We start from the raw sequence: 19764 nt of genomic DNA on the forward strand, positions 1-19764 counted from the left end.
GAACACCGAGATGCGCACCCTGTCAGAGCGGATAACGCACCCCGGTCAGCCGCTCCGACACCTCCCACAGCCGAGCCTGGCGCGCCCGGTCGTGCGATCCGGCGCTGGACCGAACCGGCACCGGGTAGCCGCGGATCTCGAAAAGCCCTGCCGGACCGTAATATTCGCCGCTACGCGCGGCGGGGTCGGTGGCGGCCCGGAGAGTGGGCAGCGCACCCATGGCGGACGTGCGGCCGAGCACGCGGGCGATGGCCAGATTGGGCAGGCGAAACAGTGGTGACGAATATCGGAAGACCTCCGTGCTCGCGCCGCCGGGATGTGCGGCCAGTGATATCGCGCCGGTGCCTGCGAGCCTCCGGCCGAGTTCGTAGGCGAACAGCAGATTCGCGAGTTTCGATGTGGCATAGGGGCTGCCACGTACGACGGCCGGGTTCGCGGCGTCGATTCGTCCGAACCGATGGCCGATGCTGCTCACCGTGACGATTCGGGCGCCCGGCGTATCGACCAGTCGCTCCAGCAGCAGCCCGGTGAGCGCGAAGTGGCCCAGATGATTTGTGCCGAACTGGATTTCGAAACCATCGTCGGTAACCCCAGTGCGGCCGGTAACACCCGCGTTGTTGATCAGCAGATCGATTCGGCCGTACCTGGCCCGAATCTCCTTGGCGGCCTGGCCGATCGATGCGAGCGATGCGAGGTCCAGCCGCACCGTGTCGACGGTGGCGTGCGCTGTTTCGGCGATCCGCTGGGCGGCGCGTTCGGCTTTGTCCGGATTCCGGCAGGCGAGCACCACTGTCGCCCCGTGCTCGGCCAGCGCGCGGGCGGTTTCGAAGCCGAGGCCGGTGTTGGCCCCGGTGATCACCGCGATGCGGTCGCGTTGGTCGGGGATATTCGCTTCGGTCCAGTCGGGCATGGCATCGAGCTCCTAACATGAACTAGTGGTTCACATTAAAGTGAACCACTAGTTCACGTTCTCCGGCAAGGCGGTAGGGTTGGGCCCGAGATGACCGGACAACCCCGACGGGCCGATGCCCTACGTAATCGCGATGCCATCGTCGCCGCGGCGCGCGACCTGGTCGTCACGCGCGGGCCAGGCATCGGAATGGATGAAATCGCCTCGTCCGCAGGGGTTGCCGTCGGCACGCTGTACCGCCACTTCCCGGCCAAACAGGACCTGATCGCGGCGGTCGTCGCCGACCTCGACGCGTCTATCAGTGTCACGCTCCGGCAAGCGTCGGCGCGGGTCGAGCGTGGCGAAACCACCGCGCTCGACGAACTTGTCGCTCTGCTGCGCCGCGTGGTCCTGGAACCGCGGCACGAGCGCCTGCTCCGGCATGCGGTCACCGATATCGCCGCCGACGCCGTGCGTGATCTGCGCGACCGCGCCCGCATCTCGGTCGCCGACCTCGTTGCGGCCGCCCACCGATCGGGCGCGCTCTATCCCGACATCACCGTCGACGACATCACCCTCCTGCTGACCACCTCCCCGGATGCCGACGCACCGGAGCCGGACCAGATCCGCTGGCTCACCCTGGCTCGCCGCGCACTCGGTCCCGTCTGAGCCGTCGGCATCGCAAACCCGAGATGGGTGAGTGAGCTCATCGCGGTGCATACGTGCTCGAGACACCGACACCCGCGTCGGACCGGCACCCCGACATCTCGGCAAATAAATACAGCCCATACGGTATGCGTATTACCTATTTTTCTACGGCAGGAGGATCGATGGTGGCCAGGGCGTTCGCGGGGGTGGCGGCGGTGGTGCTGCTGGGCCTCGGGGCGGGCGGGTGTTCCGCGCATTCCGGTGACGATCGGATCCCGGTGCGGGCGATGGTCATCACCATGTTCGATCCGGAGGCGAAGCCGTGGGTGGAGCGGCAGCAGTGGACGCACGAGGTGCGGGTGGCGGGGGTGCGGACGCCGGTGCGCTGCAACGATTCCGGCCTGTGCCTGATGGTCACCGATATGGGCAAGGTGAATGCCGGGTTGTCGACCGAGGCCGTGCTCGCGAGCCCGAAGCTGAACCTCGACAAGGCGTACTTCATCACCGCGGGCGTCGCGGGCACCCCGCCGGCGGCGGGCACGCTCGGCTTCGGCGCCTGGGCGCGCTGGGTGGTGGATGTCGATCTCGGGCACCACGTGCTGGTGCAGGACGATCCGAGCATTCCGAACGGGTATCTCCCGCACGCCAAACCGAGCACCCAGGTCTACGAGTTGAACGGCGCGCTGGTCGACGCGGTGTACCGCAACACCAAGGATGTCGCACTGGCCGAAAGCCAGGAAGCCACCGTGGCGCGGGCCGCGTACCCGGGCCTCACCGAGATGAAACCCTATGTCGCGCAATGTGATACGGCGACCGGTGACAACTTCTACTCCGGCGCGCAGTCCTCGGCGCAGGCCGCCTACATCGTCGAGCTGCACACCGGCGGCAAGGGCAAGTACTGCACCACCCAGATGGAGGACAACGCCACGGCCGCCGCGCTGGCCCGCGCGGGCAAACTGGACCGGTACGTGAACCTGCGCACCGCAAGCAATTTCGACCAGCCCCCGCCGGGACGCACGGTGGCTCAGGCGATGGCCGATGTCGAATCCGGCGGCTTCTCACCGGGTTTCCCGCTGGCCATCGAGAACGCCTACCGGCTCGGCCTGGCGGCGGCGGACTACCTGACCAAACACCCGGACCTCAACTGAGTCACACCGCGCGCAGATACCAGTCGACGCGGCCGTCGTCGTCCTCGGTGGTGTGGCTGAAGGCGAATCCGGCGCGGCGGGCCACGCTCGCCGATGCGATATTCTCCGGATCCACCCGGATCACCGCGCATTTCGCGAGTTCCGATTCGGCCAGGTAGCGGCAGACGAGTTCGACGGCACGGGTGGCATACCCCCGCTTACGCCAGTCGGGGTACACGCCGTACGCCAGATTCGCTTGTCCGACAGCGAGATACGGCTGCCTGGTGTGGGCGTCGATGGTGCCCGCGAGCGTGCCGCTCACCGCGTCGACGATCGCGAAGGTGCGGCTGGCCCCATTGTTGCGCCACCGTAGCTCACATCGATCGAAGTGCGCCACAACGGATTCCAGCGTGCCCCGGCCGCCGTTGAGCCAGTGCGCCAACTCGTCGTCCTCACCGGCGAGATGCGCCTCGGCGTCCGCGATCACGATGGGCCGTAGCGTGACAACCCCGTCCGACACAACCACCCGCCCATCGTCGCGAGTCGTCCGACGGGTCCGCAAGCCCTTTATCCCGGTGGGCAGACGGGCGCCCCCGCGAGCGCCCGTCAAGCGATCCGCACTCCGGTTTCGAGATCGCCGTCGAGGAGTGCGGCGCCGAGGGTGGTGAGCTGGTGCCGCACCGAATTGCGGTGCCGCGTGCTCTCGATCAAGCCCGCATCGCGCAGGATCGAGGCATGCTCGCTGGCGGTCGCCGGTGAGATCGCCAGCTGCCCGGCCAATTGCGTGGTGGTGCAGCCGTCGGCGATGGCCTGGAGCGCGGCGGCGCGGGTGCGGCCGAGCAGCGCGGTGAGCGCCTCGTTGGGCGGCCGCGGACCCCATGCGGTCGCGAGATCGCCGATATCGCGCAGCACCGGAACGATCAGCGTGTACGGCCCGCCGGTTTCGATGCACGAACTCAGCAGCAGCGGCTCGGGCCAGACGAAAATCGAAGGGACGACGACCAATCCGCGTCCATTCAGCCGTACGTCGTGGCGGCCGCGCAGCCGCATCACCTCCAGCACCGGCGTACGCCATCGCACATGCGGCCGCAGCGCGGCGAACAGCCCGTACACACCTTCGGTCGCCATGACGCGGGCCATCCGGTCCGCCGCCGACTCCAGATACGACTGCACGTGTGCCCAGCGCCCGCCGAACGCCACGTCGTGGAACGCCTCCACCGCGGTCGCGAGCTCGCGCAGCGCGGTACCGTCGGCATCCGGCAGCTTGGCGGTCCAGCCGGGCAGCGGCCTGTCTCCGGATTCGGCCAAACGCCGTACCGTGCAACCGATTTCGCGCCGCAGCTCCTCCCTGGACACCAGCCGCAGCGCCTCCAGCCCCTCCGGCAGTGAGCGCGCGCCGCGGGTCGGGGTGATCAAATCGACGAAGTCGTAGATATTCGGCACCAGATCGGCGAGCATCCCGAAGTCGCAGGGGATCTCGCGCAGCACCGTGCTGCGCCACCCGTCGAATATGGCCGGGCGGGCCCGCCGCAGCATCCGCGACGCGAGCAGGGTTTCGCCGAGCGCACCGAGCGGCGCGCCGATGCGCACCCGCAGCAGATCCTCCGAGGTCAGCACCACCCGCTTCATAACCGCCCCTGAGGAGTCTTCATATGGGCAGCCTACGAACCGGTACGTCCGCCGCGCACCCTCTTTCGGCCACGGCCGAATCAGATGTTGCTGGGGAACACCGTGATCGAGGTCGCGGCGAACCGGATGCGCTGTCCCGGCCGCAGTTCGGGCATATCCTCGACGGGATCGACCACCGCGAGCCCGGGTTCGAGGTCCACCGCGAAAACATCCTCGTCGACGCTGGCCACCACGCCGCTGACCACGACGGCGCCGTTCACCCCGGCGATGCCCGACCACTCCGGCTCGGCGGGCAGCCACCGTGCGACACCGTCGATATCGACCTCGATGTCGTACTCCCGGCCGGGTTCGGCGGGATCGTCACCCTGCCATACCGCGGGCCACTCCCGCCCGCGCTCGCCGAGCAGCGCCGTGGAACCGGCCGCCGCGCCTTTCGCCACGAATACCCGCATGAGCAAGCAACTTTCGCTCCGACAGTCCGGATGAGCAGGGGCATACGACATCTCCGCCCCGCGCTCGACCATACTCGCAGGCCCGGGTCAGGTGTTGGCTTTGGTCTGTTCGCGCAGCGTCTCGGCCAGCTGGGGCGGCATCGATTCGTGCCGCAGATAGGCGCGGGTGAAGCGGCCGGTGCCGTGCGAGAGCGAGCGCAGATCTATTGCGTAGCGGGCGAGTTCGAGTTCGGGCACCTCGGCGCGGACCGTGGTGCGGCCGGTCCCGGACGGTTCGGTGCCGACGACGCGGCCGCGGCGCCCGGACAGATCGCTCATCACCGGGCCGAGATAGTCGTCCGAAACCTCGACGCTCACCTCGGCTATCGGCTCCAGCAGGCTGATCCGGGTGGCGGCGGCGGCCTCGCGCAGTGCGAGCGCACCCGCCATCTGGAAGGCCGCGTCGGAGGAGTCGACCGAATGCGCCTTCCCGTCGTAGAGCGTTATCCTGATGTCCACCAACGGATTTCCGGCGACCAGCCCGCGCGCCGCCTGTGCCCGCACACCCTTCTCCACCGACGGTATGAACTGCCGGGGCACCGCGCCGCCGACCACCTTGTCCACGAATTCGATACCGGATCCGCCGGGCAGCGGCTCCACCTCGATCTCGCAGATCGCGTACTGCCCGTGCCCGCCGGACTGTTTGACGTGCCGTCCGCGCCCGGTGGCCTTGCCCGCGAACGTCTCCCGCAGCGCCACCCGATGTTCCACCAGGTCCACCTGCACCCCGTAGCGGGTGCGCAGCCGCTCCAGCGCGACGTCGCGATGCGCCTCGCCGAGGCACCACAGCACGATCTGATGGGTTTGGCTGTTCTGCTCCAGACGTATGGTCGGATCCTCGGCGACGAGCCTGGTCAGGCTCTGGGACAGCTTGTCCTCATCGGCCTTGCTGTGCGCGTGCACCGCGACCGGCAGCAGCGGATCCGGCATGGTCCACGGCTCGATCAGCAGCGGGGTCGCCTTCGCGGAGACGGTGTCACCGGTCTCCGCGTGCCCGAGTTTGGTGACGTAGGCGATATCGCCCGCGATGGCCTGGCCGAGCGGCCGCTGCTGCTTGCCGAACGGCGCGCTCACCGCGCCGACGCGCTCGTCGATATCGTGATCGGCCTCCGGACGGTCCGTGCCGTGTCCGCACACATGCACCGTCTCGTCGGGGTGCAGCGTGCCGGAGAAGACACGGACCAACGACACTCTGCCGACGTACGGATCCGACATGGTCCGGATCACCTCCGCCGCAAGGGGTCCGGCCGGATCGCAGGTAAGGGGGGTGGTCGCGCCGCCGTCGATGGTGTGCGCCGACGGCGCGGGATGTTCGGTGGGCGTTGGGAATCCGCCGACGATCAGCTCCAGCAGTTCGACCGTGCCGAGGCCGTGTCGCGCGCCCTCCGGCGCGGGCGCCGCGATGAGCAGCGGGTGGAAGCTGCCTCGGGCGACGGCCCGCTCCAGATCGGAAATCAATGTGGCCGTGTCGATTTCGTCGCCACCGAGATAGCGCTCCATGAGCGTCTCGTCCTCGCTCTCGGCGATGATGCCCTCGATGAGGCGGTCGCGCGCGCCGTCGGCGTCGATGCCGTCGATGAGTTTGCGTTCGCCGGAGGAGTAGTCGACGGTCCGTTGCCCGAGCAGATCGATCAGCCCGGTGACGGTGCGGCTCTTCCCCTCGTAAATCGGAAGATGCAGCGGCAGCATACTTTCCGGGGAATCGGCGCCGAGTATGGTGCGGCAGGTCTGCACGACCTGTTCGAATTCGTCCTGCGCGGTGTCGAGGTGGGTGAGCACGATCGCCCGCGGCATACCGAGGTTCGCGCACTCCTGCCACAGCACATGCGTTGCGCCGCCGACGGTTTCGGTGGCCTCGGCGGCGTTCACCACGAACAGCGCCGCATCCGCCGCGCGCAGTCCGGCCCGCAGTTCGCCGACGAAATCGGCGTAGCCGGGGGTATCCAAGAGGTTGATCTTGATGCCGTCCCACAGCAGCGGGACCACCGAGAGCTGCACCGAGCGATGCTGGCGGTGCTCGATCTCGTCGTAGTCGGACAGCGATGTGCCGTCCTCGACGCGGCCCGCCCTGTTCAGCGCGCCCGTGGTCAGCGCAAGCGCCTCGACCAGCGTCGTCTTACCGGATCCGCTCGGGCCGACCAGGACAACATTGCGGATGGCCTCCGGCCGCTCCGCCGCCATCGCCTTGCCGTTCACCTCTGCGGGTGCACTCGTCTTCTCGACCATGGTGGTTCCGCTCCCGCTGTGTCGATTGGCGGTGCGCGCGACGGCCAGCGTGGTTTACGCTTCGCCGCCTCCTGACCGTCGTTCACACCGCAAACACCTGCTGTACTTCGAGCTTCCCACCAACGTTCACCCGGCGCACACGCTTCGCTCGAGATCGTTCCCCGCCCATGGCGCGCCTCGGGCCCCCGCATCCGATGCGAGGGCCCGACAGACGTGAAAATTCAGTTGCCGAAGCGGGCGAGTACCGCGCTGGCTTCCTGCGCCGCGGTGCCCTCCTCGGCGAGATGCGCCATGGTTTCCGGGATTTCGCGGCCGTGATGGCGCATCGCCTGCGCGTAGAGGCGTCCGGCGCGATACGACGAACGGACCAGCGGCCCGGCCATCACACCGGCGAAACCGATCTCCTCGGCCACCTTCGAATGCGCGACGAATTCCTCCGGCTTCACCCAGCGGTCCACCGGATGGTGCCGCGGCGACGGCCGCAGGTACTGGGTGATGGTGAGGATGTCGCAGCCCGCCTCGTGCAGGTCGCGCATCGCCTGGGTCACCTCGTCGGGGGTCTCGCCCATGCCGAGGATCAGATTGGACTTGGTCACCAGTCCGGCCGCGCGCGCCGCGGTGAGCACCGACAGCGAACGCTCGTAGCGGAAGGCGGGCCGGATCCGCTTGAAGATGCGCGGCACCGTTTCCAGATTGTGCGCCAACACTTCCGGACGCGCGTCGAACACCTCGGCCAACTGCGCGGGATCGGCGTTGAAATCCGGGATGAGCAGTTCGACGCCGGTGTTCGGGTTGAGTTTCTTGATGGCGCGCACGGTTTCGGCGTACAGCCAGGCGCCGCCGTCGGGGAGATCGTCGCGGGCGACGCCGGTGATGGTGGAGTAGCGCAGGCCCATCGCCTGCACGCTCTCGGCGACCCGGCGCGGCTCGTCGCGATCCAGCGCGGCGGGTTTACCGGTATCGATCTGGCAGAAGTCGCAGCGCCGCGTGCACTGCTCGCCGCCGATCAGGAAGGTCGCCTCGCGGTCCTCCCAGCATTCGAAGATGTTGGGACAGCCCGCCTCCTCGCACACCGTGTGCAGGCCCTCGCGTTTGACCAGGCCCTTGAGTTCGGAGTACTCGGGTCCCATGGTCGCGCGGGTGCGAATCCAGTTGGGTTTGCGCTCGATCGGGGTCTCCGCGTTGCGCGCCTCGATACGCAGAAGCTTGCGTCCTGCCGGTGCTGAAGCTGAGGTCACTTAACCGACCTTACGCCTAGCTGATCGCTTGCTGTCAGCGCGTCCTCGCCGGTGTGACGTGCGAGATATCGTGTGCGGTAACCGGAAGTTCGCCCTCCAGCGCGCGGACGATCGCGGCGGCCACCGGCCGCTTCACCTCGGCCACCGTCACCTCGCGGCCGAGTTCGCGCGACAGCGTGGTGACACCGGCGTCGCGGATACCGCACGGCACGATCGCCTGGAAGCCGTCCATCGCGGAATTGCAGTTCAGCGAGATGCCGTGCAGGGCGACGCCGCGCTGCACCCGCACGCCGATGGCGGCGATCTTGCGCTCGGAGTAGAGCTCGGTGGCCGGCAGCCACACGCCGGACCGGCCCTCGACCCGGCCGCAGACCACGCCCATCTCGGTGCAGACGGTGATCAGCGCCTCCTCGAGCCTGCGCACGTAATTCACCACGTCGACGGGTTCGGCCAGGCGCACGATCGGATAGCCGACCAGCTGCCCGGGCCCGTGCCAGGTGATCTTGCCGCCGCGGTCGACCTGGATGACCGGGCTGCCGTCGATCGGCATGTCCTCCGCCTCGGTGCGCCTGCCCGCGGTGTAGACGCTCGGGTGCTCGAGCAGCAGCAGATGATCGTTGCCCAGCCCGTCGGCCCGCTGTCCGGCGATCTCGCGCTGCAGGTCCCATGCGGCGTGATAGTCGATCAGTCCGAGATCCTCGACCACGACGGGTGTGCTGTCGAAGCGAGCGGACCAGGTGGTGCGCGAGTCGTTCACGGGATCGACGGTACGCTGAGGTCTTTACGATATTCCACTGGCCGGGTGTGTGGAGTGCCACACGGTTGCCGGGTTTACCGGATAAGCGGCCGGAAATGTCCAGGTGGAAGTATTTCGCGGACAATTCCTACCGGTTCGAACCGGTTGTGCGGCAATACTTATCGGACGTCGACCGGAATGGTCAGTTGCATCAGCGTCAGATCCAGCCAGCGGTCGAACTTGCGGCCCACCTCCGGGAAGCGGCCGACGGTGACGAAGCCGAAACGCTCGTGCAGCGCGATCGACGCGCTGTTGGTCGACTCGATCCCGGCGATCACCGCGTGCACGTCACCGGCTCGGCGCGCCCGGTCGAGCAATTCGGTGAGCAGCAGCGTCGCCACCCCGCGCCGCTGGAACCGCTCGTCGACATATACCGAATTCTCCACCGTGTACCGGTAGCCGACCTTCGGCCGCCACGGACCGTAACTCGCGTAACCCGCCAACTCGCCGTCGATTTCGGTGACGAGCACCGGCTGCCCCGCCGCGGTCCGGTTCGCGAACCAGGCCTCCCGGTCGGCGATGCCGACCTGCTCGATATCCCAAATCGCCGCCGAGGTGGCGATATTCGCGTTGTGGATCGCGAGAATCGCCGGTAGGTCGGCGGTTGTCGCGTCGCGCACTTTCATCGTGGATCTCCGCTTCGGCCCAGCGTCGCCGCCAGCGCGGCGCCGATGGTCGGGTGGTGGAACTGATAGCCCGCCTCTTCGAGCGCGGTCGGAATCGCCCTGGGGCCGTGCAGAATCGCCTCCTCCGCGAATTCGCCTACCAGGGCGCGCAAGGCGAAGGCGGGTACGACGAACGGGGTCGGGCGATGCAGCGCGCGGCCGAGGGCGCGGGTGAACTCGGCATTGGTCACCGGCGCCGGGCCGACCGAATTGATCGGTCCCGCAACGGTTTCGGTATCGAGTGCGAAGAGGATCGCACCGATCTCGTCGTCCAGCGAGATCCAGGGCGTGTACTGGCGCCCGTCACCGAGCCTGCCGCCGAGGCCGAGCGAATACAGCGGCCGCAGCATGCCGAGCATGCCGCCGCCGCCCGCGAGCACCACCGCACTGCGCAACAGCACCGTTCGCACGCCCGCGTCGGCGGCGGGCCGGGTGGCCGCCTCCCAGTCCTGGCACAGCGTCGCGAGGAAACCCGTTCCGGCGGAAGCGGATTCGTCGACCACCCGGTCGCCGGTGGCGCCGCCGTAGTAGTGCACGCCGCTGGCGTTCACCAGCACCGGCACCCCGGCGGCGGCCACCGCGTTGGCCAATACGTCGGTCGGGGTGATGCGGCTGTCCCGCAGCTCCTGTTTGAAGCTGCCGTTCCAGCGGCGTCGCCCGAGTCCGGCGCCGCACAGATTGACCGCCGCGTCCGCCCCGCGCAACGCCCGCTCGTCCAGCTCGGCCCGCGCGGGCTCCCAGCGGAACTCGTCGGGGGCCGCGGTGGGACGGCGCACCAGACGGGCCACCTCGTGCCCGTCGCGGCGCAGTGCCGCGACGAGCGCCGTCCCGATCAGGCCGGACGAGCCGGCGACCACGACCTTCATTCGGCTTACAGACCGAGGTCGGCCTCGAACGCCGCTTCCTCGAGCCGGTGCCGGATGGTGGTCAGGAAGCGACCGGCATCCGCACCGTCGATGAGGCGGTGATCGTAGGTGAGCGGCAGGTAGCACATCGAGCGGACGCCGATGGATTCGTTACCGGTCTCGTCGGTCACCACCACCGGGCGCTTGACGATCGCGCCCGTGCCGAGCATGCCCGCCTGCGGCGGCATCAGGATCGGGGTGTCGAACAGCGCGCCCTGGCTGCCGATATTGGTGATGGTGAAGGTGCCGCCGGCCAGCTCGTCCGGCTTCAGGCCGCCGTTGCGGGCCCGGTTGGCGATATCGGCGATGGCGCGGGCCAGACCGGCCAGCGACAGGTCGCTGGCGTTGTGGATGACCGGGGAGATCAGGCCCTGCTCGGTGTCGACGGCGATGCCGAGGTGCACCTTCGCGTGGTAGGTGATCTCCTTGGTGTCCTGGTTGTAGCTGGCGTTCACGTTCGGGTGCACGCCGAGCGCCTCGACGACGGCCTTGGCGAAGAACGGCAGGAACGTCAGGTTGACGCCCTCGCGCTCCTTGAACGCCGCCTTGGCCTGCGCGCGCAGGTGCGCGATCTTGGTGACATCGGCCTCGTGCACCTGGGTGAGCTGCGCGGTGGTCTGCAGCGATTCCAGGGTCTTGTTCGCGGTGATCTGCCGGATGCGGCTGGCCTTCTGGACCGTGCCGATCAGCTGCGCGAGCTGCGGGCGTTGCGCGGCGGGCGCGGCGGCCGGCGCCTTGGCGGCGGGGGCCGGTGCGGCGGCAGCGGCGGGCGCCTTCTTGGCCTCGACGGCGGCGAGCACGTCCTGCTTGCGGATGCGGCCGCCGACGCCGGAGCCGCTGACCGACGCCAGGTCGACGCCGTTCTCCTCGGCCAGCTTGCGCACCAGCGGGGTGACGTACGGGGTCGCACCGTTGCCGGACGGCGCGGTGGCCGGGGCGGGTGCGGTAGCGGCCGGAGCAGGCGCGGGGGCCGGAGCGGCGGCGGCCGGTGCGGGCGCAGGCGCCGGAGCAGGTGCGGGCGCGGGGGCCGGAGCCGGTGCGGGGGCCGGAGCCGGTGCCGGAGCAGCCGGTGCCGGGGCAGGAGCAGCCGGGGCCGGAGCCGCGGCAGCCGGTGCGCCGGAGCCGATCACGCCGAGCTGACCGCCGACGGCGACCACATCGTCTTCCTGCGCGGTGATCTCCAGCAGGGTGCCCGCGACCGGCGACGGGATCTCGGTGTCGACCTTGTCGGTGGAGACCTCGAGCAGCGGCTCGTCGACGGCCACCTGATCACCGACGGCCTTGAGCCAGCGGGTGACGGTGCCCTCGGTCACCGACTCGCCGAGCTCGGGCATCTTCACCGAGGTGCCGGACGCGGCGGCGGGGGCGGCGGCCGGTGCGGGCTCGGGCGCCGGGGCCTGAGCGGCCGGGGCGGGCGCGGGTTCCGGCGCGGCGGGCGCCGGTGCGGGGGCGGGCGCGGCCTCGGGGGCGGGCGCGGGCGACGCGGCGGGGGCTTCGTCCGCACCGCTGATCACACCCAGTTCGCCGCCGACCTCGACGGTGTCGTCCTCTTTGGCGACGATCTTCGACAGCACGCCCGCCGCGGGGGACGGGATCTCGGTGTCGACCTTGTCGGTGGAGACCTCGAGCAGGGGCTCGTCGACCTCGACCGTGTCTCCTTCCTGCTTCAGCCACCTGGTCACCGTTCCCTCGGTGACGCTCTCACCAAGAGCCGGCATCTGGACGGAGAAGGCCATGTCCGTTGACTCCTCTGACTGCTCGACGGGTTCTACAACAGTTGATCTCTCGGCGGACACCGCACCGCGGGTTTGCGGCGGGAGCCCGGAAGCCGCCGATCATTCTGCGCGGCACCGGAGATCCGTGTGGTTCTTGTACCGCGACCATCCTTGCACTCGTCCGGGTGCGGTGTAGCACAGGGCGGGGGAGAGTCGGCAGCTGGCAAGATGGAATAACCGGCGGGCAGTGCTTCTCCGGGATGGAAAGGAGGTCGGCGTCTATGGGTTTGCTGGATCGTTTCCGAGGCGCCGCGACCGGGGGCGGTGGGCCGCGTCCCGGTTTCCGGGGGAATGACGACGCCAGGTACCTCGCCGAGTGGGTGCGCACTCATGTCGGCGTGGAAGGCTTCGTCGAACCGAAGACGGCGGTGACCGATGTCACGGTCGTGCTGGTCGCGGCGGACGGTGAATGGACCCGCCGACTCGTCGGCGAGCAGGGTGCGCAGCGGCTTGCCCGTGATTTGCGGATCCCGGTCTACGACGTGAGTAAGACCGGATATCCACAACGGATGCGGGACTACGACGCGCGCAGACGGGCCGAGCGAAAGCGGGCCATGGAAGAGGATCTGCGCGATCTATAGTTTCCAGCTATCGATTCGGTTGTCGCCGAACGCCTTACGCATCGAAACGGCCCACCGGGATCCGATGGGCCGTCGCGTCACGGGACGAAACGATTATTCGGCCGCGATATCCTCGATCACCGCGATGAGCGTGCGCACCGGAACGCCGGTGCCGCCCTTGCCGATGTAGCCGAACGGCCCGCCGGTGTTGTACGCCGGACCCGCGACGTCCAGGTGCGCCCACTGCACGCCCTCGGGCACGAACTCCTTGAGGAACAGCCCGGCCAGCAGCATGCCGCCATTGCGGTGCGCGGCGACGTTGGCCAGGTCGGCGATCTTGGAGTTCAGATCGGGCCGCAGATCGGCCGGCAGCGGCATGGCCCAGCCGTTCTCGCCCACCTCGCGGGAGATCCTGGCGACCCGGTCGCGGAATTCCTCGGTGCCCATCACGCCGGGCGTGCGGGTGCCGAGCGCGACGAGCTGCGCGCCGGTCAGGGTCGCGACGTCGATCAGGTAGTCGGGGCCGTCCTCACCGGCCCGCACGATGGCGTCGGCTAGGATCAGCCGTCCCTCGGCATCGGTGTTGATCACCTCGACGGTGGTGCCGCCGTACTGGGTGAGCACATCGCCCGGCCGCTGCGCGGTGGCCGAGGGCATGTTCTCCGCCATCGGCACCGTCGCGGTGACCGTGACCGGCAGGCCGAGGCGCGCCACCAGCAGTGTGGTGGCCACGACGGCGGCCGCGCCCGCCATATCGGAGGTCATGTTCTCCATGTTCTGCGCGGGCTTGATGGAGATGCCGCCGGTGTCGAAGGTGATGCCCTTGCCGATCAGCGCGACCTTCTTCGGGCCGCCCTGGTAGGTGATCCGGATCAGCCGCGGCGGCCGCGACGAACCCTTGCCGACCCCGAGCACGCCGCCGTAACCGGCTGCCTCCAGGGCGTTTTCGTCGAGCACCTCGACCTCCAGCCCGGCGCCCTCGGCCAATGCCTGTGCGCGCGAGGCGAATTCGGCCGGGTAGAGGTGGCTGGGCGGGGTGTTCACGAAATCCCGTGCGGTGGCGACGGCCTCGGCGACCAACTGCGCGCGGGTGAGCGCGGCGTCACCGAATTCCGGTTCGGGAACGAGGAATTCGACCCGGGCCACCGGACGCTCGTCGGGCTTGGGCGCCGACTTGTCCGAGCGGAACGGGGTGAACGAGTACGCCCCCAGGTAGAAACCCTCCGCCGCCGCACCGAGATCCAGTCCGCCGAGGGTGGTCGCGACGAGTTCGGTGCCGGTCAGCGCGCGGGCCGCGGTACCGGCCGAGCGGCGGATCTGTTCGGCGTCGACCTTGTCGGGCGCGCCGAGGCCGACCGCGAGCACGCTGGTGACGCCGGCCAGTCCGGACGGCGCGGGGATCCGGTGCGATTCCTCCGCCTTGCCCTTGGCGCCGACCGCGCCCAGCTGGTCGAGCAGTTCGGCGCGCAGGTCGTCGGTGAGAATGTCGCCGAACAGGTCGGCGGGGGCGATCGCGGGACCGGCATCGGAGGAGGTGAGTCCGATGACGAGCACATCGGTATCGGGTCCGATGGTTTGGACACGGGCCAGTTCCGGTCCGAGTGGGCGATCTGCAACAGCTGTCATGGGCACAGGCTATGCGGTCGGTTCGCGGTGGACGGATCCGGTCGCACCGCCGATGCCCGGTTTCGTGCCATCCCGCCGATGCGCCGCTACGTTGGCGAGTGGTCGGCAACGAGCGAAAGGGTATGGATGGAAACCGGATTGACGGTGCGCCGGGCGGGCGCGGCCGATCGGGACGCGCTGATCGCCGCCTACACCGCCGCGAACGCCGACGAGGCGGTGTTCGAATGGATTTCGGCGGGCTATCCGGTCGAGGCGATTCAGGCCGGGTTCGTGCGGGAGCTGATCGACACCGCGCTGGCCGAGGACGAGATCTGGGTGGCCGGGCCCGGCGCCGAGATCTGGACGGTTTCGATCTGGCAGACGCTTACCGATCTCGATCGCGCGACCGCGGCGGCGGTCGAGACCCGGGCGCAGGCCGACGCGCTGCCGGACGTGCGTTCGGTACGCCGGGCGGCGGAGGTCATGGAGTTGCTGGCGCGTGAGCATCCGCGCGAATTCCCGCACGGCTATTTGCAGATCGTGGTCACCCGCCCGGAGCACCGGGGAAAGGGTTCGACCTCGGCGATACTGGCCGACCGGTTGAAGGCCGCGTCGGATCGCGGTCTGCCGGTATTCCTGGAGGCAAGCACCGAGAGGTCGGCCCGGCTGTACGCGCGGCACGGTTTCACCGCCGAGCCGGTCACCCATGAGCTGCCGGAGTCGGGACCGACCTTGCGCCCGATGTGGTTTCGCGGTTGAGTCCGGGTAATCCGCGGCCGAGATCTATCTCATCCCATGATCCGCCGGGTAGCGGCCCAGGCGCGGTATCGGGCGGTTAAGCTCGCCCCGTGACCGACTCGAACCTGCTGCAAGGCCCCATTCACGCCGTCCACGCCGAGCTGGGCGCCACATTCGCGCCGTTCGGCGGGTGGGAGATGCCCGTCTCGTACGCGGGCACGGTCGCCGAGCACCAGTCGGTGCGCACCGCGGTCGGGTTGTTCGACGTCAGCCACCTCGGCAAGGCGACGGTACGCGGTGCGGGCGCAGCCGAATTCGTGAACTCGGCGCTCACCAACGACCTCGGCCGGATCCGGCCGGGCAAGGCGCAGTACACGCTGTGCTGCACGCCGGACGGCGGCGTGATCGACGACTTGATCGCCTACTACGTCGCCGACGACGAGATCTTCCTGGTGCCCAACGCGGCCAACACCGCCGCCGTCGTCGCCGAATTGCAGAAGGCCGCGCCGGAGGGCATCACCATCACCGACGAACACCGCGACTACGCGGTATTCGCGGTGCAGGGCCCGAAATCGACCGAGGTGCTCACCGCGCTCGGCCTGCCGACCGACCAGGAGTACATGGCGTACGCCGACGCCGAATGGGAGGGCCGCCCGGTGCGCGTCTGCCGCACCGGCTACACCGGTGAACACGGCTACGAACTGCTGCCCCGCTGGGCCGACGCCGAACCGCTCTTCCGCGCGCTGACCGAACAGGTGCGGGCGGCGGGCGGCCAACCCGCCGGGCTCGGCGCCCGCGACACCCTGCGCACCGAAATGGGCTACCCGCTGCACGGCCACGAATTGTCGACGGAGATCTCGCCGGTGCAGGCGCGCTGCGGTTGGGCGGTCGGCTGGAAGAAGCCGCAGTTCTGGGGCAAGGCCGCGCTGGAACAGGAGAAGTCGGCGGGCCCCCGCCGAATCCTGTTGGGGCTGAAGGCACTCGACCGCGGCGTACTGCGCCAGGGTCAGGCCGTGCTGCGCGACGGCGAGACCGTGGGCGAGACCACCTCGGGTACCTTCTCGCCCACGTTGAAGATCGGTATCGCGCTCGCACTGCTCGACACCGCGGCGGGCATCGAGCCGGGCGCCGAAGTGGAGGTCGACGTCCGCGGTCGTCGGCTGCGTTGCGAGGTCGTCCGGCCGCCGTTCGTCGCGGCGCGTACCGCGTAAGTCGTAGCGGCGCAAGCTGATCGGCGCGTCGGGTGGGTGGTCGCGCCACTACGACAGGGCCACCCGGCTCGGAGGTGTCGGTGGGTTGGGTAGCTCGAGGAGTTGCCGCACCCCGTCTCTAAGGTGGACACCCCGTACAGACAATGCACGGTTCGAAGACGAGGTGCGGCTGCGAGCCGAACCGATGCCGCGTGTCGTATTCGGCGAGTCGTGTTCGGAATGGGGGATTTTCGGTGCACCGGGCAACCTGATGACCGCGTGCGGGCGGCACGTTTTGCTCACCGGGCACCAGGGATGAGCGAGCGTTGCTGTGCAAGCTGCTCAGGAATGGACGTATTGGGGGAATACGCTGGTCCACCTGGTGGGGGCAGCTTGGCAACCGGGTTAGCGGATCGGGCGCACCTGAGCGAATCCGCCCGGATAGGATCGGGGCTATGACCGTTGCCGCACAGTTCAGTCGTGTTCCGCATCCCGCCCCTACTCCGGCGCAGCGGGTACAGGAAATTCTGGCGGCACCCGGATTCGGGCGCTTCTTCACCGACCACATGGTGTCCGTCGACTACGTCGAGGGCGAGGGCTGGGGCAATGCGAAGGTCGCGCCGTACGGTCCGCTTCCGATGGATCCGGCCACCATGGTCTTCCACTACGGCCAGGCCATCTTCGAGGGTCTGAAGGCCTACCGCCAGCACGACGGCAGCATCTCCTGCTTCCGCATCGATGCCAATGCCGCCCGCTTCCGCCGGTCCGCGCGCCGGATGGCGATGGCCGAACTGCCCGACGAACTGTTCGTCGAATCCGTGCGCCAGCTGCTGGCCGTCGACGCCGACTGGGTGCCGCCCGCGGGTGGCGAGGAGTCGCTGTACCTGCGCCCGTTCATGTTCGCCACCGAGGCGGGCCTCGGCGTGAAACCCGCCTCCGCGTACAAGTACCTGCTACTCGGCTCGCCGGCGGGCGCCTACTTCCCGCGCGGCGTGAAGCCGGTGCGGGTGTGGCTGTCCACCGAGTACGTGCGCGCCGCACCCGGCGGCACCGGTGAGGCCAAGGTGGCAGGCAATTACGCCGCCTCGCTGCTGGCCCAGGCGCAGGCCACCGAGAAGGGCTGCGACCAGGTGGTCTGGCTGGACGCGTGCGAGCGCCGCTACGTCGAGGAGATGGGCACCAACAACCTGTTCTTCGTCTTCGGTTCGGGTTCGCAGGCGCGCCTGGTCACCCCCGAACTGTCCGGGTCGCTGCTGCCCGGCATCACCCGCGATTCGCTGCTCACCCTGGCCGCCGACTCCGGCTATGTGGTCGAGGAGCGCAAGATCTCCGTCGAGGAATGGCGCAAGGGCGCCGAATCCGGTGAGATCACCGAGGTTTTCGGCTGCGGAACCGCCGCCGTGATCACCCCGGTCGGCTGGGTGCGGACCGAGGAGGGCGAATTCGCCATCAACGGCGGCGAGCCCGGCGAGGTCACCATGGCCCTGCGCGACACCCTCACCGGCATCCAGCGCGGCACCTTCGCCGATATCCACGGCTGGATGACCCCGATGTGATCAGCCGGGCATGAACATATGCCACTGCTCGAGCGTCTGCGGCCGCATGACGTAGTTGTTGTCGCGGACGTAGGACAGGCTCGCGGACGGTTCGGCGGAGTACCAGTGCCCCGGGTACACCACCGGATCGCCCTGCAGTCCGGCGAGATAGCGGAGGCTGCGGAACATTTCGTCCGAGTCGCCGCCGGGAAAGTCGGTGCGGCCGCATCCGTCGACGAACAGGGTGTCGCCCGCGATGAGCCGGTTGTCGAACAGGAAGCACTGGCTGCCCGGTGTGTGGCCGGGGGTGTGCAGCAGTTCGATCTCGAAGGCGCCGACGGCGATCTTGTCGCCGTGCTCGTGCCCGGTGAGCTCGCTCGGCGCGATACCGGTGACATTGGCCACCCAGCCCAGCTCCTGAGCGTTGACATGCACTGGGACGCTGACATTTTCGAGTAGTTCCCGGACCCCGCCCAGCGTGAAGCCGAGCATGGTGCCGCCGACGTGGTCCGGGTGATGGTGGGTGGCGAGCACACCGGTCAACCGCAGCCCGTCCGCCGCGGCGGCGTCGACGAGGTCGCTCGCCGCGTACGCCGGATCGACCACGACACATTCGCCCGTCTCCCGATCGCCGATCAGGTAGGCGAAATTGCGCATCTGCGTCGCGATCGGATCGCCGACGGCGTAGTCGCGACCCGACAGCAACTGACGAAAATACAGGCGCTCAGAGGACATACGCCCACCCTATTGCCCGCGCCGCGGTCCCGGGCGCCGACATCCCATTAAGTGGTCAACAGTCCAGATATGCGACGGCGTCCTGTCAGCGTCGAATCCGCCGGTGCGCCGCTGTGCGGCCGGGTCACGGTCGGGGCCAGGACTTTTCGACCAGCCGGCGGCGGATGGTCTCGGGCCGATCCGGAGACTGGATAACGTGGGCGGATGCGGAGCCCTGAACTCCCTCGGCGGGTGATCTTTCTCAACGGCACATCGAGCGCCGGTAAGACCACCCTGGCCAAGGCCATCCAGGATGAGAGCGACATCCCGTTCGTCTACTGGGGGATCGACACCCTGTTCGGGTTGGTGCCGCCGAATTGGGGTGGTGGACGCGACGGTCCGCTGAGCCGCGACGGATTCTGGTACGACCGCACCGGTCGTGACGCGGACGGTCACCCGCTCGTGGTCATCCGCTACGGCCCCGTCGGGCGCCGAATGCTGCGGTCGGCCTGCGCCGCGGCCGCCGAATTCGCCCGCGGCGGCAATCATCTGGTAATCGACGAGATGCTGCTGACCCCGGACCTGCTGCCCATGTGGATGGACGCGCTGACCGGCCTGGATGTCCAGCTGGTCGGCGTCACCTGCCCGCTGGCCATCGCCGAGGAGCGAGAGCTGGCCCGTGGCAACGAAATTGGATTAGCCCGAGGCCACCTTCGCACGGTCCACGACCACGGCTACACCTACGACACGATCGTCGATACGACCACTGGAACGCCCGCCGAACTGGCCAGGGCCGTACTGCGGGCTGCATAGGGCAGGCCGAGTCCCGAAGTTAGGGTGAGAACTACCGATGGCGTCGCCGAGATGTCACCGTTATCGCGATGGCGATTTCGATGACGAGTGCGTCGCCGGACACCCGCCGCGATGAGGACTGCCGGACGGGCGCGGGGCCGTCCCGAACCGGCTCGGCGGTGGTTCTGGATCGCGAAGAACGAAGAATGTTGCGGCCGTGGCGAAGAAGGTCATCGGTCGC

General features: G+C 68.9%; 19 protein-coding genes. 7 read left to right on the top strand and 12 right to left on the bottom strand.

What is annotated here, in order from left to right; genetic code table 11:
* Positions 1-22 precede the first annotated feature (22 nt).
* The gene (locus F5544_RS14970) at positions 23-910 is read right to left on the bottom strand and encodes an oxidoreductase (RefSeq protein ID WP_167473756.1); all 888 of its coding nucleotides are present in this window, start codon (positions 908-910) and stop codon (positions 23-25) included.
* 90 nt (positions 911-1000) lie between these two features.
* Here F5544_RS14970 and F5544_RS14975 point away from each other — a divergent pair, with 90 nt between their 5' ends.
* Together F5544_RS14975 and F5544_RS14980 are read left to right on the top strand one after the other, a co-directional pair.
* On the top strand, positions 1001-1558 hold the full coding sequence (locus F5544_RS14975; RefSeq protein ID WP_167473757.1) for a TetR/AcrR family transcriptional regulator: 558 nt from the start codon (positions 1001-1003) through the stop codon (positions 1556-1558).
* A gap of 161 nt (positions 1559-1719) precedes the next feature.
* A complete protein-coding gene (locus tag F5544_RS14980) occupies positions 1720-2685 on the top strand; it encodes a purine nucleoside permease (protein WP_167473758.1) in 966 nt (321 codons plus the stop codon).
* Between the two features lies 1 nt (position 2686).
* Here the strand turns inward: F5544_RS14980 and F5544_RS14985 are convergent, their stop codons facing one another.
* The 9 genes from F5544_RS14985 to sucB all read right to left on the bottom strand — a co-directional run bounded on the left by F5544_RS14985 (position 2687) and on the right by sucB (position 12350).
* Positions 2687-3190: a GNAT family N-acetyltransferase gene (locus F5544_RS14985; protein ID WP_167473759.1), complete on the bottom strand. Its 504-nt coding sequence runs from the start codon at positions 3188-3190 to the stop codon at positions 2687-2689.
* An 80-nt stretch (positions 3191-3270) separates the two neighbouring features.
* Positions 3271-4293, bottom strand: coding sequence for an ArsR/SmtB family transcription factor (locus tag F5544_RS14990; RefSeq protein ID WP_167473760.1), 1023 nt, complete (start codon positions 4291-4293; stop codon positions 3271-3273).
* Positions 4294-4373: 80 nt separating this feature from the next.
* Positions 4374-4745, bottom strand: coding sequence for a hypothetical protein (locus tag F5544_RS14995; protein ID WP_167473761.1), 372 nt, complete (start codon positions 4743-4745; stop codon positions 4374-4376).
* An 87-nt stretch (positions 4746-4832) separates the two neighbouring features.
* Positions 4833-7010 carry an elongation factor G-like protein EF-G2 gene (locus F5544_RS15000; RefSeq protein ID WP_167473762.1) on the bottom strand — a complete coding sequence of 726 codons (2178 nt, stop codon included), beginning with the start codon at positions 7008-7010 and terminating at the stop codon, positions 4833-4835.
* Positions 7011-7231: 221 nt separating this feature from the next.
* On the bottom strand, positions 7232-8248 hold the full coding sequence (gene lipA, locus F5544_RS15005; protein ID WP_167473763.1) for a lipoyl synthase: 1017 nt from the start codon (positions 8246-8248) through the stop codon (positions 7232-7234).
* Positions 8249-8282: 34 nt separating this feature from the next.
* Positions 8283-9005: a lipoyl(octanoyl) transferase LipB gene (lipB, locus tag F5544_RS15010; RefSeq protein ID WP_167473764.1), complete on the bottom strand. Its 723-nt coding sequence runs from the start codon at positions 9003-9005 to the stop codon at positions 8283-8285.
* Between the two features lie 158 nt (positions 9006-9163).
* A complete protein-coding gene (locus F5544_RS15015) occupies positions 9164-9670 on the bottom strand; it encodes a GNAT family N-acetyltransferase (RefSeq protein WP_167473765.1) in 507 nt (168 codons plus the stop codon).
* The gene (locus F5544_RS15020; RefSeq protein ID WP_167473766.1) at positions 9667-10575 is read right to left on the bottom strand and encodes a TIGR01777 family oxidoreductase; all 909 of its coding nucleotides are present in this window, start codon (positions 10573-10575) and stop codon (positions 9667-9669) included. The genes F5544_RS15015 and F5544_RS15020 overlap by 4 nt, the downstream gene beginning before the upstream one ends.
* 5 nt (positions 10576-10580) lie before the next feature.
* Positions 10581-12350: a 2-oxoglutarate dehydrogenase, E2 component, dihydrolipoamide succinyltransferase gene (gene sucB, locus F5544_RS15025; protein WP_167473767.1), complete on the bottom strand. Its 1770-nt coding sequence runs from the start codon at positions 12348-12350 to the stop codon at positions 10581-10583.
* 260 nt (positions 12351-12610) lie between these two features.
* Between sucB and F5544_RS15030 the strand changes: the two genes are divergently transcribed.
* The gene (locus tag F5544_RS15030; protein ID WP_167473768.1) at positions 12611-12970 is read left to right on the top strand and encodes an oxidoreductase; all 360 of its coding nucleotides are present in this window, start codon (positions 12611-12613) and stop codon (positions 12968-12970) included.
* A gap of 93 nt (positions 12971-13063) precedes the next feature.
* Here F5544_RS15030 and F5544_RS15035 read toward each other — a convergent pair whose 3' ends face one another.
* The gene (locus F5544_RS15035) at positions 13064-14575 is read right to left on the bottom strand and encodes a leucyl aminopeptidase (protein ID WP_167473769.1); all 1512 of its coding nucleotides are present in this window, start codon (positions 14573-14575) and stop codon (positions 13064-13066) included.
* A gap of 126 nt (positions 14576-14701) precedes the next feature.
* Between F5544_RS15035 and F5544_RS15040 the strand changes: the two genes are divergently transcribed.
* The 3 genes from F5544_RS15040 (at position 14702) to F5544_RS15050 (ending at position 18038) form a co-directional block, all read left to right on the top strand.
* A complete protein-coding gene (locus F5544_RS15040; RefSeq protein WP_167473770.1) occupies positions 14702-15313 on the top strand; it encodes a GNAT family N-acetyltransferase in 612 nt (203 codons plus the stop codon).
* Between the two features lie 89 nt (positions 15314-15402).
* Positions 15403-16503, top strand: a complete 1101-nt coding sequence (gene gcvT, locus F5544_RS15045) for a glycine cleavage system aminomethyltransferase GcvT (protein ID WP_167473771.1) — start codon at positions 15403-15405, stop codon at positions 16501-16503.
* A 434-nt stretch (positions 16504-16937) separates the two neighbouring features.
* Positions 16938-18038 (top strand): branched-chain amino acid aminotransferase, encoded by a 1101-nt coding sequence (locus F5544_RS15050; RefSeq protein WP_167473772.1) that lies wholly within the window; start codon positions 16938-16940, stop codon positions 18036-18038.
* On the opposite strand, the gene F5544_RS15055 is transcribed toward F5544_RS15050, so the two are convergent.
* Positions 18039-18752, bottom strand: coding sequence for an MBL fold metallo-hydrolase (locus tag F5544_RS15055; protein ID WP_167473773.1), 714 nt, complete (start codon positions 18750-18752; stop codon positions 18039-18041).
* 204 nt (positions 18753-18956) lie between these two features.
* On the opposite strand from F5544_RS15055, the gene F5544_RS15060 reads away from it, so the two are divergent.
* On the top strand, positions 18957-19544 hold the full coding sequence (locus F5544_RS15060) for a chloramphenicol phosphotransferase CPT family protein (protein WP_167473774.1): 588 nt from the start codon (positions 18957-18959) through the stop codon (positions 19542-19544).
* Positions 19545-19764 lie beyond the last annotated feature (220 nt).

The sequence above is a fragment of the Nocardia arthritidis genome, assembly GCF_011801145.1.
Lineage (GTDB): Bacteria > Actinomycetota > Actinomycetes > Mycobacteriales > Mycobacteriaceae > Nocardia > Nocardia arthritidis_A.

Bases quoted from the DNA above. Each gene is read 5' to 3' on its own strand.
- F5544_RS14980 (WP_167473758.1), top strand. From the start codon at position 1,720: ATGGTGGCCAGGGCGTTCGCGGGGGTGGCGGCGGTGGTGCTGCTGGGC.
- F5544_RS15030 (WP_167473768.1), top strand. From the start codon at position 12,611: ATGGGTTTGCTGGATCGTTTCCGAGGCGCCGCGACCGGGGGCGGTGGG.
- F5544_RS15050 (WP_167473772.1), top strand. From the start codon at position 16,938: ATGACCGTTGCCGCACAGTTCAGTCGTGTTCCGCATCCCGCCCCTACT.
- F5544_RS14990 (WP_167473760.1), bottom strand. From the start codon at position 4,293: ATGAAGCGGGTGGTGCTGACCTCGGAGGATCTGCTGCGGGTGCGCATC.
- F5544_RS15015 (WP_167473765.1), bottom strand. From the start codon at position 9,670: ATGAAAGTGCGCGACGCGACAACCGCCGACCTACCGGCGATTCTCGCG.
- F5544_RS15040 (WP_167473770.1), top strand. From the start codon at position 14,702: ATGGAAACCGGATTGACGGTGCGCCGGGCGGGCGCGGCCGATCGGGAC.
- F5544_RS15000 (WP_167473762.1), bottom strand. From the start codon at position 7,010: ATGGTCGAGAAGACGAGTGCACCCGCAGAGGTGAACGGCAAGGCGATG.
- F5544_RS15060 (WP_167473774.1), top strand. From the start codon at position 18,957: ATGCGGAGCCCTGAACTCCCTCGGCGGGTGATCTTTCTCAACGGCACA.
- F5544_RS15035 (WP_167473769.1), bottom strand. From the start codon at position 14,575: ATGACAGCTGTTGCAGATCGCCCACTCGGACCGGAACTGGCCCGTGTC.
- F5544_RS14975 (WP_167473757.1), top strand. From the start codon at position 1,001: ATGACCGGACAACCCCGACGGGCCGATGCCCTACGTAATCGCGATGCC.
- F5544_RS14970 (WP_167473756.1), bottom strand. From the start codon at position 910: ATGCCCGACTGGACCGAAGCGAATATCCCCGACCAACGCGACCGCATC.
- sucB (WP_167473767.1), bottom strand. From the start codon at position 12,350: ATGGCCTTCTCCGTCCAGATGCCGGCTCTTGGTGAGAGCGTCACCGAG.
- F5544_RS15020 (WP_167473766.1), bottom strand. From the start codon at position 10,575: ATGAAGGTCGTGGTCGCCGGCTCGTCCGGCCTGATCGGGACGGCGCTC.
- F5544_RS15055 (WP_167473773.1), bottom strand. From the start codon at position 18,752: ATGTCCTCTGAGCGCCTGTATTTTCGTCAGTTGCTGTCGGGTCGCGAC.
- F5544_RS14995 (WP_167473761.1), bottom strand. From the start codon at position 4,745: ATGCGGGTATTCGTGGCGAAAGGCGCGGCGGCCGGTTCCACGGCGCTG.